Below are 13,155 nucleotides of genomic sequence, written 5' to 3'. Positions count from 1 at the left end.
AAGCATAAAACGTTTTATAGGTGAAAACTCAATCGCATCGGTTGAAGAGCCTCGAATAGTCACTACTGTTTTATGCACTCCCGCTAGGTGGCAAGCTACAGCCATATGAAACCCTGATAGTTGTAGTCCAGTGAAGTGAACGATATCAGGATTGATATCAAGTATCTGACGTCTAATATCAAGAATTCTTTTAAAACTTATTCCTTTACCTATTTCTGGGTCATACACTATTTCATGGAACGAAAACTCGTCAGAAAGAGACGAGCCCATAATTCTTTTTGTACTCGTATAAGGCCCCCCCCCCTTCCCTAAAGTAGAAATATCCATAGCTATTCTGGGCTTACTTTGTAAACTTTTACTCATAGATCTATTCAACATTATTTACGTTCAGCACAAAATTACCGATATCTTTGGAAGTACTTTCAATAGAAAAGTATGTTTTAGCAGCCTTCCAAGCATTGTTTCTCATTTCAGCCAAAAAAATCTGGTCCAAAGCACTGATTCTGTTAAGACCACACAACATACTAGCCACAGTCTCATCTTCGCAAACAATACCTGTTTTCAGATCCTTTAAGTATTCAACTAAGTCGCTCGTATGATTTGCAATAACGGGTGTCCCTACCGAAAAGCTCTCTACAAACTTGGTAGGAAAGCCTGCGTTGGCATAGCGTTTATTTGGGCGTAATAAAACACTAAAGTCAGCATTTCTTACGATACTTATCGCTTGGGCTTGAGGAACAACACCATAGCACTTCAAGCACTCAGGTATCTGCTGAAGCCCTCTTTTTTGTAGTGCCGGAAAAGTCAGCAATTGTGCATTCGTAATGCCAGCAATATGGAGTAAAAATTTTTCACCGTTTTGGTCTAGTTGTAACAAAGCTTCCAGAACATTATCTAAAAAATCTTTATGGCCAGGGCTACCAGTATAGCTAAGAGATATTTTTTCAGACTCACCAGACCTTAAACGAGCTTCTGTGCTTGAGGTGTCTAGTGTTGGGGGGACTCTAACAGTGTTACATCCTTTTGATTGATAGTACTCATCCAGATAGCGGCTAATAGCAATGATATTACCGCATTTAGGGCTTAACACATGCATCGCAAGTTCGATATTCCAATAATACGGATTTAGGATGCCATGCAACCTACTGGGAGGGTCGTACCACTCAACTGCGTCAAAAATCAAGGGGATGTTATTACGCCTACACCAAGGAAGTAATTTAAGAAAGTAAGGCGAGTAACCACTATATAAAATAATTGCATCAGGTTTTTCGTCTAACACATCTAACCAAGCAAGCGTTTTTTTACCTATCGTTAAGTAAGCCAAGTACTTCAGCAGCTTCGGATAAGCTTCAGCCGTTCTTTCATTTAGAGAGTGAACCTCAATTCCTTCATAATCGAAAGAGCTGCCGTCTTCACTGGGCTGCTGGCCACTCGCAACCTTTACCTTATATCCATTTGCCTGTAACGATTTGGAAATACCCAGTATGCGCCTGGCTGCCGCCCCACCGTTAGGAAATGCAAATGGGCCGACATAGATGACTGTTTTTTGTTTAGTACTCACGCCAAACGACCCGGTTTACATAGTCGGTATAACTTAGAATGATACGCACCACTTTGTCCGATACATTCGGCATACTGTAATCATAAACCGGACGCAATAAGCGCTCTTCACCACCCGGTTGAGACTCAAGCACTTCCAAAGCCTGCATAACACGCTCAACACCTAAACCAACCATCATCACAGAAGCTTCTTCAAACCCTTCTGGCCGCTCGTGAGCTTCTCTAATATTGAGAGCAGGAAAATTTAGAATGGACGATTCTTCAGTAATAGTGCCACTGTCGGACAACACCACCTTGGCACTTTTTTGGAGTTTATTATAATCATGGAAACCTAAAGGTTTCTGAAGCTGGACAAGCTCATGAAACTCAATACCTTGCTCTTCGATGCGTTTTCGCGTACGAGGATGAGTCGAAATAAAGACTGGCAACTGGTAGGTTTGTGCAACGGTATTCAAAGTCTCAGCCAAAGCACGTAACTGCTTTGGCGTATCAACGTTTTCTTCTCTATGCGCACTCACTAAAAAATATTTCTCGGCTTCTAAGCCAAAACGCTCGAGTACATCTGCCTCGTCAATTTGATCCATATAATGGTTCAACACTTCAAACATTGGGCTGCCAGTTTTGATGACCCTATCAGCCGGTATGCCTTCAGAAAGTAAGTAGTCTCGGGCGATTGTGCTATATGTCAAATTAATATCTGAGATATGATCAACAATTTTTCGGTTCGTCTCTTCAGGTACACGCTGGTCAAAACATCTGTTGCCAGCTTCCATGTGAAATATCGGAATCTTACGGCGTTTGGCAGGCAAAGACGCTAAACATGAATTGGTGTCCCCTAAGATAAGAATCGCTTCTGGTTGAACTTGCTCCAACACCTCATCTACCTTGATGATTACCTGACCAATTGTTTCTGCGGCATTCTTTCCTGCCGCATTTAAAAAGTAGTCAGGCTTTCTAACACCCAGGTCATCAAAAAATACTTCATTCAACTCATAGTCATAGTTTTGACCAGTATGAACAAAAATATGCTCACAGTAAGCGTCAAGCTTTGCCAAAACTCTGGACAAACGAATGATTTCTGGTCGTGTACCGACTACCGTAACTATCTTTAGCTTTTTCACTATCAATACCTATACCTTGTACCCAATCGTGTCGGGCAGGTCTCTATTAAATATCTCATTTGCCCATAGCATGACATACATTTCGTCATCGCCAATATTCGTAATGTTATGAGACCAACCAGGCACTGTTTCTACCACTTCTGGGTGCTCTCCTGAGGTTTCAATAGTAAAGGTCTCACCTGTCACAATATGCTTGAACCCAAACTGGGCACGCCCCTTCAACACGAGAAATTTTTCGTTTTTGGTGTGGTGATAATGCTCGCCTCGAGTGATGCCGGGGTGAGCAGAAAAAAACGAGAACTGACCTGAATCCTTGGTTTTAAGCATTTCTACAAAGACCCCTCTTGGGTCTTCATGCTTCACCAGTTCGTAAGAAAACTGTTGTGGGGTATAGTAACTTATGTATGTTGAATAGAGCGCTCTCACAAACCCAGTACCGACGGGTTCTGCCACACCTGTCTGTCGCATATTTTTAAACTGTCTCAACTGCTCTGCCAACTGCCCAACACTTGTTTCATAAACAGGGCTTATTTCTGGAAGGTGATATTCACTTCTATGCTCTGACTTGATGGTATCAATAAAGCCATTAACTACGTCATCAATATAAACCAAACTAACTGGAGAGTCTGGGTTATCAATACGAACAGGAATATCATTTGCAATGTTATGACAAAAAGTTGAGACCACTGAGTTATAGTTGGGCCTGGACCATTTGCCAAACACATTCGGCAAGCGATAATTATAAATAGGATTTCCTGCTGCCTCTAGCAAACCTTGGAGGGACTTCTCAGCGCTTAACTTACTCTGCCCATATGGGTTGTCTCGATCTGCTTGAATAGAGGATGAAAACAGTACAGGGGCTTTGTTGCCACACTCTTTAAGTGTATTAGCGATAAGCTCAGTTAAGCCAGCATTGCCCGTGTTAAATTCTGACTCATCTTTGGGTCTGTTAACCCCGGCTAGATGAACAACAAAGTCCACTTCATTTAATTGCGCGGTTAACTCTTCGACAGAATTCTCTTTTGAATAAGTAACATACTCAATACCTTCTTCCTTGCATCGAACCTGGAGGTTTTTAGCAANAAACCCTTCCGAACCTGTAATTAATATTTTCATAATATAGAATTTAACTTGTCTAATCCTGAATATTCAGCTGCTCTCTCACTTCCTTAAGAGATAACAAAACTTCTTTAACTTGCGAGACGTCAAGGCGTTCGGTGTTATGAGAGTGGTAATCATCAAGACTAGACTCTTCTTCATTCCCTTGAGTGAAGTATTTTTCATAGTTGAGGTCACGATCATCCATTGAAACCCTGAAGTAATCGCCCAAATCTTCTGCTCGCGATAACTCTTCGACTGAAGCGAGTGTCTCGTATAGTTTTTCGCCATGCCGAGTGCCGATCACTTTAATATCAACCTTGGAATCAAAAAGTTCCATCAAGGCAATTGCCAGATCATCAACTGTACATGCAGGTGCTTTCTTAATAAAAATATCACCCTGCCGTCCATGAGAAAACGCATAATCAACCAAGCCTACCGCTTCACTCAGGGCCATTAGAAATCTTGTCATGGCCCCGTCTGTAATTGTGATAGGTTTTCCAGCTTTGATCTGCTCAATAAAGCGAGGAATAACGGAGCCACGAGAGTACATCACGTTTCCGTAACGAACGCAGGTAATCGTAGTATCAGATGAGGTGCGGGCGTAAGACTGTGCTACTTTTTCCATCATCGCCTTACTCATACCCATCGCATTTACTGGGTACACGGCTTTATCGGTGCTTAGACATACCACTTTGCTAACTTTATTAGCAATTGCTGCTTTAATTACATTATCACTACCTGTGATATTCGTCATGACAGCTTGCATCGGAAAGAATTCACACGATGGAACCTGTTTAAGGGCCGCTGCATGAAAAACGTAGTCGACTGTATTTAACGCATTATAAACTGAGTCATAATCGCGCACATCGCCAATATAAAACTTCACACGCGCATCATTCATGTATTCGGTGCGCATTAAATCCTGCTTTGCTTCGTCTCGGCTAAACACTCTTACTTCTTTACAATCTTGCTTAAGCAAATAATTGGTAACCGTTTTACCAAAAGAGCCTGTACCGCCCGTGACTAGAAACGTTTTGTTCTTATACATCAAATATCCTTTGCTGATCTCTTGTTAGTGCCTATTTTGATAGTGCTCAATCAGCGTCTAAAAAGGGTTATACCCGTTATCTACATAACGCACTCTGTTCCAATGTTTGAAGTTTTTGTATGCAGTATGTACAGACTTAAAATGCTGCCACGTCAACTGCCCCTTCATCATCAAAAAAAGTATCTTTAACAATTTTCTTTTTGGCCAGTAGTTACAAAACCTCTTAGCGTCTTCTTCACTTAAATGCAGAACCGCCAATTTCAAGGTTGCCATTGTTGTCCAGTATTCTATTCGCGGGGACGCTTTATCTCCACCACACGTTGATACGCCACCCTTATGCCAAAGACTCGCTTTTGGCGTGTATATCAATTTGTAGCCCGATTTGAGAGCGCGAAATGCATAGTCATTTTGCTCTCCATAAAGAAAAAAGTACTCTGAGTAGCCGCCATTTTTTATATATAGGTCTTTATGGAATAGCCAGAAAATATCATCAAGCATGCCCATTTCCATCTCTTTTTCATACTGGCCGACATCTTTCTCGCGCTTGCCTTTAACTAACGACACCTGATTCAAACCATTATTCGGGTCTTTTGCTTGCCCAACATATTGAAGCGAGTCATTTTCACCGTAGTTGTATACTTTCCCCGACACTATCGCTAAATCATTATGACGCTTCGCGCAATCGACTAACTCAGTAATTGACTGATTTGCAATCAAGGTGTCGTTATTCATTATTAAGAAATAATCAGCAGCTGCCTTTTTTCCCTCTTTTAACCCGTAATTAATACCGCCCACATAACCAAGGTTTTCAGGCAAGGGATGAAAAAGAAGTTTATCGCTTTCTGGTAGATTCTCTTCGAGCTTTTGTCGAACGTCATCTCTGGAACCATTATCTATTAAGCAAATTTGGAAATTTTCATAATCAGACTCCAACAAGGAGTTAATACAATCTACTGTGTACTGGTCTTGATTGAAATTCACAACAACCACAAATACTTTGCTTTGACCTTGATCCATCATTATCTTCTTTAGAGACCCTGTATACTTAATCTAGAAACTTATTTCTACGATACTATCTCTAGCAACGCATTAGATACTATTTGTACATCCGCTTTGGACAATCCCATATGCATTGGCAGTGATATAATTTCGTTACTAGCTTGACGCGCCTTAGGGCACAGGTCACCTGACTGCGCATACGGTTTATACTCAGTATTGTCTGCGTAGTGAACGCCTGGATAAATATCTCGTTCGTTTAACGCTGCCAAGACTTGGTCTCGATTCTCTACCCTTACCTGAAGCAGGTGATGAGAGGACTCGCTATTCGGAGCATCAGGGACAACATTAACCCCCTCCTGATCACTTAGATACTCCTTATACCAAGTCGCCAGTTGTCTTCTGTACGCATTGTCTCGATCTAGGTACTTCAGAGCAACCAGCGCTAAGCCTGCCATTATGGAATTACCATGGTACTTATAGCCAACATCCTGAACATCATAACGCCACTTATATGCACCTTTATTGGATGAACGAGCAAAAGTATCTTTATCAATACCTAACCAAGACAATTTACGAGCTTTCTGGTCGTACTTTTCTTCCTTAAAACAGATCATTCCTGAATCTGCAGTTGGCATATTTTTAACTGCTTGAAAGCTAAATACTGTTACGTCAGCATCAAAACCTACATGCTTACCTCTTAATCGAGAACCCGCCATATGCGCAGCATCAAGCACTAGCTTCAAATTATTTTCTTTACAGATTTGCTTTACCTCTTCGTAACGCCCGACGTTACCGCCGATACCAACAAAGATTACCGCTCGTGTTTTAGGCGTAATTTGCTTACGAACACTCTCAGGGTCAAGGCACAGATATTCATCAACGTCTGCAAATACAGGTTTCATGTTACAGTATTTGATCGCGTGGTTAGTCGACACAAAGGTCAATGGCGTAGATATCACTTCATCCTCATCATCCCACCCAAGGTCGGTTTTCATTACCTCTAACGCCAAATGCAAACCGACTGTAGCTGAAGATAGAAAGTGGGCATTTGGCAACGCTGTGTACTCTTTCCAGCGTTCTTCAATTTCGTTGGTTTTAAAACCTAGACCTGTCCACCCTTTTTCTAAACACTCGCGAACCTCTTCCAAGCATTCATCGACTCGAAAATTTGGGGTAAATAACTGAATTGCCATATATATTCCTCTGGAACACCGCCACGTTAACCAGGCGTTGCTACTCGCCAAACTATTGTTAAATAAACTCTACAACCGAAAAAACAACAAACGAAACGTAGCCAAAAATACTATCTACGAACTGCTGGAGGGTAATGCCTTATCAACACAAAAGTACAAGCTAATATAAGACCCAAAAACGTTCCCATAATGACAATCAACGCTCTTTTGGGCCTAATACGCTGTTCAGGTACTTTTGCTTCAGAAATTGTTTTAAATACATATTCCTCGCTAACCTCAGCTAGCATAAGCTTCTTAGTTTGCTCTTCAATCAATTCATAAAAAATACTGCGCATTTCCGCGATAGATGTTTTGTTAATCTGCTGTTTCAAATACGCTATGCTATTCTGTGCATCTTCACGATCACGCAATTTCATGTAGCTGTTTATTTCTTTAACAAGTAAGTCTACCCATCTTTTAGCAACATCTGGGGAGTAGTGCTCGGCTTCAATTCTAACTATTCCGGTCTTGCTATCTTGGCTCACGAAGATTCTGTTTGAAAGCGCTACGTAAAGCTCCCAGCTGGTAGGTTCATCGGGTAGATTCGCATCGAGTTTAGACCGCACCCATTCTTCCTTTTCGAGGTCATAGAGTTCCGGGTCGATAACTAGCTTTCTAGTAGACTTCTTCCAATCGGTAGCAGCAAAAGCTTCCACCTCCAAACCGTGTGTAGCAATAAATCGCTCAGCAAATCCCCAGGTTCGCATCACTTCAATAGCGGTTACAGATTTACTAACACCACTACTACCCCCGATGCTCATTCCTGCTAGAGATGCCAAGCCGCCAAACTGGCCTGCTAATCTGGAGAGTCCGCCACCATCCCCGCCATTTGAAACAGGAACCAACACTGCCGAAGCGCGATATTCATTTTTGACACTTAAAGCATAGAGAACAGAGCCAATCGCAAATAACAGTGTGATCAATATCACTATCAACTTTTTCTGAAATAAAACTCTAAACAGGACTCGTAAATCAACCTGTTCTTCCATTTTCGGTCCAGTTTGATCATATTCTTTATTATCCATTTCCACTTAAGACACCTGAGCTGTATTATCTTCTTTTAGTGAATAAGCAGGAATTACTGCGTTAGAACACAAATATTGAACAATCTTATCAACACATACATCTACGGAGGTCGTCGCTGTATCAACTACAATTTCAGGTTTCTCGGGGTTTTCGTAATCTGAGCTTATACCGGTAAAGTTTTTGATTTCACCGGTTCTTGCTTTTTTATACAAACCTTTAGGGTCACGGTCTTCACATACATCCAACGGAGTGTTAACAAATACTTCGATAAACTCTCCGTGACAAAACATATCACGAACCATGCGTCGTTCACTTCGAAATGGAGAAATAAACGCACTCAAAGTAATTATTCCCGCGTCAACAAACAACCCAGAAACTTCTCCAACTCTCCGAATATTTTCCACTCTGTCTTCATCAGAAAAGCCCAAGTCTTTATTTAAGCCGTGACGGACATTATCTCCATCAAGCAGATAAGTATGGTAGCCATTATCATGAAGCCATCGATCAAGGGCATTTGCCACAGTAGACTTACCGGCCCCACTCAGACCTGTAAACCAAATTAAACAAGGTTTTTGTTTCTTTAATTCAGAGCGTTCATCTTTTGCTACCGCCTGATCGTGCCATACAACATTATTTCCAGACATTTATAAACTCCCCACAGCAGCCGCACCCAACGCAATCTGATAAAAGATCTGACTCATATCACGCCACAAAATAACCTGATCAACCTTATCTGCATCTAGCGGCACGACAACTGTGTCGCCCGGCGCAAGCTGAGCATCATTACTTGCAAACCAACTAGACGAGTCAGGCATCTGAACCCCGCCATTCGCTTTAATAATGTAGATACGTTCATCATCTGCTTTATCTGTTAGGCCACCGCTACGCTCGATATAATCCCAGTAATCCAGCTCTTGTTCGAAGAGTTGAGATACAGGAAGCTGGACTTCACCAATGACTGTCACGGAGCTCTTTCTCTCGGGGATGAATAGTTCATCTCCATCCTTAAGAGATATTGAGTAAGCGTCTTGCCCTGCTATAACCTTCTCTAGATCAATAACTAGACGACCTAGGGCAGGAGTAGTCTTGAGTTTATCCAATAAACCCTGAGCCTCTCCTAAACCCTGAGCTTTACTTGCATCAAGCGTTGTTTGATTTGCTGCAACCACTTCGGCTTTGGCTATATCAGCCTCTAATCGCGCTTGCATTTCTCTTAGCTGCTGGGCCTGCTGAGCCTTTAAGTCTTCTCGTGTAAACATTGCTCCAGGTGCATAAGCATATTCAGTCAAACCGCCAGCACGTTCAATTACGTCTGCCAAGGTGTCGTTTTTATGGAAGGGGTAAACACCTGGGAACTTCACTTCGCCACGTAAGGTAATTTGTTTAGTCTCTGCCCATTCTGGAATTGCTTTAACGGTTAGTACATCTCTTGCCTGAAGCTTGCTTGATATGGCACTCGCATCAGAAAGTTGAATAACTCTTCTATCTTGTACTCTATCTTGCTGCTCATTAATGGTTGTTCTGTTCAATTCAGCGCTTGATAGGTAAGCTTTTTCTGTCAGGCCACCAGCGGCAGAAAGCAAGTTCTCGACAGTCATATTTTCAACTAAGGGATAAACACCTGGGTAACGAACGTTGCCACCGATAGATACTTCTTTTGAAGGAGTAGAAATACTTGCTTGCTGACGCAGTTCTTCCACTAACTTAACAACTTCTTCAGAGCGATCACCATATAGGCCAAAGAACACTAGCTCATCTAGGTCTTGTAGCACTGGATCTGCTTCGCTTTGCTGAGATTTCAATGCATCTGCGATTCTAAAAGAGTGAACACTTAATGTTCGCTCAGGTTTTGAATAGCGTTTGATTAACGCATAATTTAGGTCTGGCTCCGGCTTTAAGTATTCAATACTTTGAATGATATCACTCACTCGTAAACCGGGCGTCCAACGGCGCGTTTCGGCACGCTCTACATGGCCAGCCACTTTAATTACATTTTCTACCTTCGGCAGAATTTTAGGTAAGGTAATCTGGTCACCATTTTTTAAAGTGCGGTTTATATCAGCATTTAATGATAAGTCTAAATTCAGGAACTCACGTTCATTTTGCTCATTAACCCGTTCAAGCGTCGCGCCTTGAGGGTAAGCTGAAGCCAACATACCACCGGAATATGAGAGAAGATCAGAAACGGAGCCACTACCTTTAAGCTCATAATATGCTGGGCGTTTAATTTGGCCCTTTATTGATACTTGAGGGCCAACAGCTGGAATAAATACCACATCACCAGATTTGAGCTGTGCATCACCAGAGGTGTCGCCTTTTAGCAGCAAGTCATATACGTCGAGCGATTGAACAAGCTTACCTTTGCGTTTTAACTGAATATTACGCAGTGAACCCAACTCTGAAACACCACCACTCAACACTAGCGCATTGGTCATGGTCGAGAGAGAGCTAATCACATAGGAACCCGGTACACGAGCTTCACCCAATACAAAGACCCGAATCGAACGCAAGCTTCCCATCGAAACACTGGCTTTAACACCAATCATCTTTTGATCAATCGTCTTTTTTATTTTTTCTTTGGCTTCAGAGAAGTCTAGGCCAGCTAAACTCATTGGGCCTAAGTCAGGGATATAAACCTGCCCCTCCTGATCAACGACCAATTCGAAGAATTGGCTTTCTTTACCATAGAGATTCACTTTTAGTGAATCACCCGGGCCTAATACATAATCAGATGAAACAGGGATATCGGTAATAGGTGCAAAGGTCGTTGGCTGGCCGGCGAATAGGTCGTAGCCGAAAGCAGGCAGTTTGCCTTCTTCCATTTCAGTATTGGTGTTAATCTCTCCGCCCACAGACTCAGCTACTTGCTGCTGAGCCACTGGCATGACGCTGTTAGTTTGTGCAACCACAGGCGTTTGCGCAGCATTTACATTGGGAATATCCACACCAAACTGCTTGGCTAAACGAGCCTGCTCAGCTGCAGGTAGACCCTTAAACTGTTCGAGCTGCGCCGGTGTAGGCTGTAGGGCAATAGATTGAAGCGAGAATAAAGCTGCTATTACAAAAAGAAATGCACGCCCAGTGAGCCTTAGGCGAGAGAGTGTATCGATCATTCCTGATTCCATCATTATTAGAGAGTACTTCACTGTGATGACCATGCATGACGATCATCTTAATGGGCGCTAATTTAGCATTTAAAGGAGGGGCTTACTAGTTGGTGGAGTGGTCTATTTTAACATTTGTTTACATTATTTGATGTTTGTCATTCCTTGGAACCCTAAGAAATAAACATTTGAACCACCGAGGACACCGAGCGCTTCGCTACACAGAGGAAGAGATTGAGACACATCTAAAGAAAGCTATTATCTTTTCTCGGTGCAGGCCACAGGCCGCTCTGTGTTCTCGGTGGTGAATCAGCTTTTATGTCTTAATCTTTAAGGGATAAACCGATGAACCACCGAGGACACCGGGCGCTTCGCTGCACAGAGGAAGGGATTGAGACACATCTAAATGAAAGCTTTAATCTTTTCTCTGTGTAGGCCGTAGGCCGCTCTGTGCCCTCTGTGGTGAACCGTCTTTTATGTTTTGATCTTTAAGAAACAAACACTTGAACCACCGAGGACACCGAGCGCTTCGCTGCACAGAGGAAGAGATTGAGACACACTAAAAAGCTATTATCTTTTCTCGGTGTAGGCCGCAGGCCTCTCTGTGCCCTCTGTGGTGAATCTGCTTTTGCGTTTTGATCTTTAAGGGCTACTTCTCACTACTCCGAAATAACTTCTGCACTAAAACCTTCGAAATCTGACAAGTGCTTTTCAATTACTGAAATCACAATATCTAAATCGAGCGTTTGGTAATCATGCACTGCAATATTTCTTAAGCCAACCATTCGCTTCATCGCGCCAGAGATGTCGACCGTAATCAATTTTGCCCCTGCTAGAATATCGAAACTATCACGTGCCGACTGAGGTATTCCCAGCCGGTGCACGCGAATTAGATAATTTGCTATATCAATTGAGGCCTCACACGCTCTTTGAATATTCAATAAGACAGAATCTTGTTTGGTGTAATTTTGTTTAAACTCTGCCTCGCTAGTAAATTCCTCGCGAACTCGCTGCAAACACCGTTTTATTGTTGCGAGTTTATTCAGTATGACATCATCCATGCTTCATTCCTTTAAGCTGAGCGACAAAGTCAGCCATAATCGCTTCACGCCCCTCTTGTAAACGGCCATACATGCTGAGAACACGCGTTTCGAAAGGCATCGCAGCGTCACAAGCATCATACAGCAACTGACCTCGCTCTATAATTTGCACATTCAAAACCGTGGTCGATTGAAGCAAGTCAATCAAATCAACTTCTGCACAACAGGTATTTGCCAGGAGCTCTTTAAGCTCCCATAAGGTAGATACGGGTATTTTTTTCTCTGCCATGACTGCGATATCCCAGTCACTCGAAGGTCGAGCTTCATTAGTAGCTCTTGAGCCAAAGAGGTAAATCAATTTAACACTTGGTAGATGTTTTTTTATTAGAGAAACCAGCTCGGAGTTTTCCATATCGCTTAAACCGTTTCAGTGGCTTTGTCATTTTATGATCTAGATAATAGACAGAATAACACGAGTGATAGGATCTTGCTTATGACGGCTTTGATATTTTTATTTCTCTGTGTAGGCCGCAGGCCTTTCTGTGCACTCTGTGGTGAACCTGCTTTTGTGTTTTGATCTTTAAGGGACAAACATTTGAACCACAGAGGGCACCGGGCGCTTCGCTGCACAGAGGAAGGAATTGAGACACATCTAAAAAAAGCTTTGATCTTTTCTCTGTGTAGGCCGCAGGCCTCTCTGTGCTCTCGGTGGCAAATCATCTTTTATGTTTTGATCTTTAAGGAACAAACACTTGAACCACCGAGGACACCGAGCGCTTCGCTGCACCGAGGAAGTGATTAAGAAATACTAAAAAGCTTTTTATCTTTTCTCTGTGTAGACCGTAGGCCGCTCTGTGCTCTCTGTGGTGAATCGTCTTTAGTATTTTGACCTTAAAGACTTAAAAGTGATTGAGCCTGCTTATC

At 42.4% G+C, this 13,155-nt stretch carries 12 protein-coding genes; all 12 read right to left on the bottom strand.

The window, feature by feature from the left end:
* The coding region (locus A3756_RS12550; protein ID WP_197481292.1) for a glycosyltransferase at positions 1-363 on the bottom strand (363 nt) is incomplete at its 3' end.
* Between the two features lie 4 nt (positions 364-367).
* Entirely contained in the window at positions 368-1,561 is a 1,194-nt protein-coding gene (locus tag A3756_RS12545) for a glycosyltransferase (protein ID WP_068553611.1), read from the bottom strand.
* Positions 1,551-2,681 (bottom strand): non-hydrolyzing UDP-N-acetylglucosamine 2-epimerase, encoded by a 1,131-nt coding sequence (wecB, locus tag A3756_RS12540; protein WP_068553610.1) that lies wholly within the window; start codon positions 2,679-2,681, stop codon positions 1,551-1,553. Before wecB ends, A3756_RS12545 begins: the two co-directional genes overlap by 11 nt.
* A gap of 9 nt (positions 2,682-2,690) precedes the next feature.
* On the bottom strand, positions 2,691-3,797 hold the full coding sequence (locus A3756_RS12535) for an NAD-dependent epimerase/dehydratase family protein (protein WP_068553609.1): 1,107 nt from the start codon (positions 3,795-3,797) through the stop codon (positions 2,691-2,693).
* Positions 3,798-3,816: 19 nt separating this feature from the next.
* Entirely contained in the window at positions 3,817-4,830 is a 1,014-nt protein-coding gene (locus A3756_RS12530; RefSeq protein ID WP_068553608.1) for a polysaccharide biosynthesis protein, read from the bottom strand.
* 57 nt (positions 4,831-4,887) lie between these two features.
* Positions 4,888-5,850 (bottom strand): glycosyltransferase family 2 protein, encoded by a 963-nt coding sequence (locus A3756_RS12525; RefSeq protein WP_082865239.1) that lies wholly within the window; start codon positions 5,848-5,850, stop codon positions 4,888-4,890.
* Positions 5,851-5,894: 44 nt separating this feature from the next.
* Complete coding sequence (locus tag A3756_RS12520; protein WP_068553606.1) at positions 5,895-7,022, bottom strand: DegT/DnrJ/EryC1/StrS aminotransferase family protein; 1,128 nt, start codon at positions 7,020-7,022, stop codon at positions 5,895-5,897.
* A gap of 110 nt (positions 7,023-7,132) precedes the next feature.
* A complete protein-coding gene (locus A3756_RS12515) occupies positions 7,133-8,086 on the bottom strand; it encodes a Wzz/FepE/Etk N-terminal domain-containing protein (RefSeq protein WP_068553612.1) in 954 nt (317 codons plus the stop codon).
* A gap of 6 nt (positions 8,087-8,092) precedes the next feature.
* Positions 8,093-8,731, bottom strand: a complete 639-nt coding sequence (cysC, locus tag A3756_RS12510) for an adenylyl-sulfate kinase (RefSeq protein WP_068553605.1) — start codon at positions 8,729-8,731, stop codon at positions 8,093-8,095.
* Positions 8,732-11,200 carry an SLBB domain-containing protein gene (locus A3756_RS12505; protein ID WP_068553604.1) on the bottom strand — a complete coding sequence of 823 codons (2,469 nt, stop codon included), beginning with the start codon at positions 11,198-11,200 and terminating at the stop codon, positions 8,732-8,734.
* Positions 11,201-11,850: 650 nt separating this feature from the next.
* Positions 11,851-12,252, bottom strand: a complete 402-nt coding sequence (locus tag A3756_RS12500; RefSeq protein WP_068553603.1) for a DUF86 domain-containing protein — start codon at positions 12,250-12,252, stop codon at positions 11,851-11,853.
* Complete coding sequence (locus A3756_RS12495; RefSeq protein ID WP_068553602.1) at positions 12,245-12,643, bottom strand: nucleotidyltransferase domain-containing protein; 399 nt, start codon at positions 12,641-12,643, stop codon at positions 12,245-12,247. Before A3756_RS12495 ends, A3756_RS12500 begins: the two co-directional genes overlap by 8 nt.
* Positions 12,644-13,155 lie beyond the last annotated feature (512 nt).

The organism is Oleiphilus sp. HI0086 (assembly GCF_001635225.1).
This window is presented reverse-complemented; position numbering and strand designations above follow the sequence as displayed.